Raw genomic sequence first — 4,445 nt, forward strand, 5'->3', positions numbered from 1 at the left:
CCCCCCCCCCCCCCCCCCCCCCCCCCCCCCCCCCCCCCCCCCCCCCCCCCCCCCCCCCCCCCCCCCCCCCCCCCCCCCCCCCCCCCCCCCCCACCTCACGTGGTGATTGGGATTCCGCCCCGGGAACGTGGTGGCGTCAGACGCGGGCCCACTTCTGGCCCGAAGAGCCGTTGCAGGTCCAGATCTGCGCCTTGGTGCCATTGGCGGTGCCGTTGCTCGCCAGGCTCAGGCACTTGTTGGCGCCGATGGCGGTGATGGTGCCGTCGCTGTTGAAGCGCCACTTCTGGTTGTTCTGGCCGTTGCAGTCCCAGATGAGGACGGACGTGCCGTCGGCGGTCGCCGCGCCGTTGACGTCGAGGCACTTGTTGCCGTACACCCGCAGCTCACTGGAGCTGGTCGAGGTCCACCTCTGGTTGGTCTGGCCGTTGCAGTCCCAGATCTGGGCCAGCGCCCCGTTCGACGTCGAGGCGCCGTTGACGTCCAGGCACCGGTTGGAGGCGGTCCCCTTGATCGTGGTCGTGGTGCTCGGGGTCGGGGTCGGGGTCGGGGTCGGGGTGGGAGTCGGCGTCGGGGTCGGGGAGGTGCCGGTGCCGAAGGTGAAGGCGTCCAGGTCGAACAGGCTGGTCGAACCGGTTGTGCCACGGAAGACGAAGTACAGCGTCGTGGGCGTGGTCGGCGCGCCGCTCAGCGTGGCGGTGGCATCGACGAAGGTCTCCCAGTCTCCGGTGACCGGCGCGGTCACCGTGCCCAGCAGAGTGCCGGTCGCCGAGCCGGCCCGGACCTCGATCCGGCCGCCGGCCCCGGCCGACGAGACCCGTGCGGTGATATTGGTGGCGTTGCCGAGGTTGTAAGGCGTGAAGGAGATCCAGTCACCGTCTTCGATGTAGCCGGCGGTCTTGCCGCCCTCGGCGCTGGTGTGGTCGGCCGTCTGGATGCCCTGCTGGGCGGCGAAGTGCTCGGCCTGCCGGTGCCGCGGCTGCAGGGTGTGGGTGCTGGTGGCGGTCAGGCCGCCGTTGTCGGTGTAGGACGCCACGAAGAGGCCGTAGAGGTTGGCCGCGGCGTCGTGCTCGCCGTCGGACGGCACCGTGAGGGTCCCGCTGCAGCCGGTCTTCTCGGTGATCTGGTGGCTGTGGCTGTCATGGCCGAGGAAGTAGGTGACCGTGACCTTCGAGCAGTCCAGCGCGCCGTCCTCGGCGTCGCTTCCGGTCACCTGGAACGGCACGCTGTCGCCGAAGGCGAACAACTGCCCGTCGCCCGGCTGCGACAGGGTGATCGACGGCGCGGTGTTGCCGACGTTCACGATGACGCTCGCGCTGCCGGTCAGGCCCTGCGGGTCGCGGACGGTGAGCGTGGCGGTGTAGGCGCCGTTGGTGGTGTAGGTCTTGCTCGGGTTGGCGGCGGTGGAGGAGGTGCCGTCGCCGAAGTTCCACGAGTAGGTCAGCGTCCCGCCCTCGGGGTCGGAGCTGCCGGAGGAGGAGAAGTTCACCGTCAGCGGGCTCGCGCCGGAGGTCTTGTCCGCCGAGGCCTTGGCGATCGGGTTGCGGTTGGCGGCGGCGCCGATGTACTCGATGCGGAACAGCGCCTGGTTGTTGCTCCCGGTGCCGTAGTCCAGCACGTACAACGCGCCGTCGGGCCCGAAGGCCATGTCCATCACCTGCGTGCCGCTCCACGGGAACGCCGAGATCTCGCCGCGGCTGCCGTCGCTCTTGACCTCGATGGCCTTGATCCACCGTCGGCCGTACTCACCCGCGAAGAACCGCCCGTCCAGGACCTGCGGGAACTTGACGGAGGAGTTGAGGTTGGGGTCGTAGCGGTAGACCGGGCCGCCCATCGGCGACTCCGAGCCGCTGCCGAACTCCGACGGGGAACCCGAGTCGCCGGCGTACTTGATCCACGCCGGCTTGGCCGCCGGCAGCGTGGTCAGGCCGGTGTTGCGGAAGGAGTTGTTGGTCGGGCCGCCGGAGCAGTTGAACTTCGGTCCGGTGCTGTTGCTCGCGAAGTTCCACTCGTTGTAGGTCTCGGTGCTGGTGTTGCTGCCGGTGCAGTACGGCCAGCCGTAGTTGCCGGCGGCGGTGATCCGGTTGAACTCCACCTGCCCCTGGGGGCCGCGGCTGGAGTTGGTCGACCCGGCGTCGGGACCGTAGTCGCCCAGGTAGACGATGCCGGTGGCCTTGTCCACGCTCATCCGGAACGCGTTGCGCAGCCCCATCGCGTAGATCTCCGGCCTGGTGTTGGCCGTTCCCGGCGGGAACAGGTTGCCGCTCGGGATGGTGTAGGTGCCGTCGGCCTGCGGCTTGATGCGCAGCACCTTGCCGCGCAGGTCGTTGGTGTTGGCCGCCGTGCGCTGCGCGTCGTACTGCGGGTTGCGGTTGGTGCGCTCGTCCAGCGGAGAGTAGCCGCTCGACTCGAACGGGTTGCTGTCGTCACCCGTGGTCAGGTACAGGTTCCCCTGCGCGTCGAAGTCGATGTCGCCGCCCACGTGGCAGCACATGCCACGGTCGTTGGCGACCTCCAGCACGACCTTCTCGCTGGACAGGTTGAGCGTCTCATCGGAGTTCAGCGTGAACCGGGACAGGTTCAGGTGTCCCTTCCACGAGTCCCACGTGCTCGACGTGCCGGTGGAGGGAGCATCGCCGCTGGGCGTGCTCAGCCGCGGCGAGTAGTACAGCCAGACGTAGCGGTTCGTCGCGAAGTTCGGATCGACCGCCACACCCTGCAGACCCTCCTCGTCATGGGTGTAGACGTTGAGCCTGCCCGCCACCTTGGTGTTGCCGGACGCGTCGGTGACCCGCACTGTGCCATCGCGCGCGGTGTGCAGGACCGACCGGTTGGGCAGCACGGCCAGCGACATCGCCTCGCCCAGCTCGTTGCCACCGCTGGCCAGGTTGATCTGCTGGTAGTCGGACGCCGAGATGGTCAGAGCGTTGGCCGGCGGAGCGGAGAGCAACACTGTTCCGGGGATGATCAGCGCGATCGTGGCCAACATGGCGCGCCACGAATTTCGAGACATGAAAAAGGTGTTCCTTCCTGACGTGAAGAACTCAGGCCAGGGCAAGGCGCGCCGTCGCGCTGTTGCCGGTGGCAGTGGGACCAGAGGTGCCGTCTCTGGTCCCTGCGTCGGGGCGGGCGGCAGCCCCGGCGCGACTCGCGGCTCACCGGCGCTGATCGCCGTTCATCGCCGGCCGGCCTGGTCGTTGCGGACCCAGATGCCGCACTGCGCCCCGTTCGCCGGGGAAGAGCGAGACATGTCCGAGCAGTGGTCCGAGCAGTGGTCCGGCCCACGTTCCCCGATCGCGCTCGTGGCGCCGGGAGCGGAGGACGGCGGGAGCGAGGTGCCGTGCTACGGCTCCGCTCCACGGCTCGGCGGAGACCACGACGGCCTGGGCGTCCGCGTGGCTCGATGCTGCCGGGCGGACGGGACACCGTCGCCGGCTCCGGTGAAGGCGGGAGACAGGGCGCTTCCCCGGTCCGGCCCTCGCGAGGGTGACCGAGGCGCCCGCCGCGGGACTACGGCGGCGAGCGGCGTGCCGAGCTCGGCCTGGCCGGTCCCGCCCGTCGAGGATCGCCTCGTCCGCGGTGCTCGTTCCGATCGGTCACGTGCTTCTCCAAGTGGGCGCGGCCTCGCGTGGTATGACATGGGATGTCTACGCGAAGCATGGAAGCCGACGTGGCCGACCACGATGCGGAGGGGCCGCGAAGCGCCTCCACATCCGCCGATGTGGTCCAGCCGTACAGGCCCCGGAAAGAGTGTCACCCGAGGTCTTGGCTACCAATTACGTTCCGATCGTCCCGGCCAGTCAAGACCTTAGGTATGCCTATTTTCCGGGTGCGAGGCGTCGGCCCGGACGGCGGCGGTCGTCATTTCCCTGCTCACCTGCCCGAACGGGCACGCTCCCGGGACCGATTCCGGCGATCTTGTCGCCTGAAATGTTTCATACACAAAGATGGGATGTCTGGCGCGTCCAGGGCCGACCGCAGGGCCATGGGGCTCGTCCCGATCACATGGCCGGCGCGAGACGTGTGAACGTTTCATCCGCGTACGTTCTGGGCGCCGGCGAACGTCCCTGGCGGGGCCCCGTCGCCGCCTTCCGCGGGCCGAGGGGGCCGGCCGGGCTCTTGACAGGTGGCGCGCGGGTCGTGTGTGCTTCGCTGCGCCTGGTGTCCCCTGCAATCCGCCGATGGCGGGAGCTCCGGGCTTGCCGTAAGAAGTTAGCGCTAACAACGTGGCCGCGCCCGTACCGGGTACGCGGCGGGACCGGCGCAGGCCGCCCCGCACGTATACGAATCGGTTCGACGGCCACTGTGGAGGCGTCGTCACCAGCTCGTGATCTGTGGGGTCACCGAGCCTTGGGGGGGGGGGGGGGGGGGGAGGGGGGGAGGGAGGGGGGGGGGGGGGTGGGGGGGGAGGGGGGGGGGGGGGGGGGGGGGGGGGGGGGGGGGGGTGC

The 4,445-nt window shown here is 70.0% G+C and carries 1 protein-coding gene; it reads right to left on the reverse strand.

Going from position 1 to position 4,445, the window contains the following annotated elements:
- Positions 1 to 136: 136 nt before the first annotated feature.
- Positions 137 to 3,010: a PQQ-dependent sugar dehydrogenase gene (locus ACZ6QO_RS37660; RefSeq protein ID WP_465858282.1), complete on the reverse strand. Its 2,874-nt coding sequence runs from the start codon at positions 3,008 to 3,010 to the stop codon at positions 137 to 139.
- Between the last annotated feature and the right edge of the window lie 1,435 nt (positions 3,011 to 4,445).

The sequence above is a fragment of the Sphaerisporangium sp. NPDC049457 genome (genome assembly GCF_055586705.1).

Excerpts from the sequence above, each read along its gene's own strand:
- ACZ6QO_RS37660 (WP_465858282.1), bottom strand. The coding sequence starts at position 3,010 with ATGTCTCGAAATTCGTGGCGCGCCATGTTGGCCACGATCGCGCTGATC.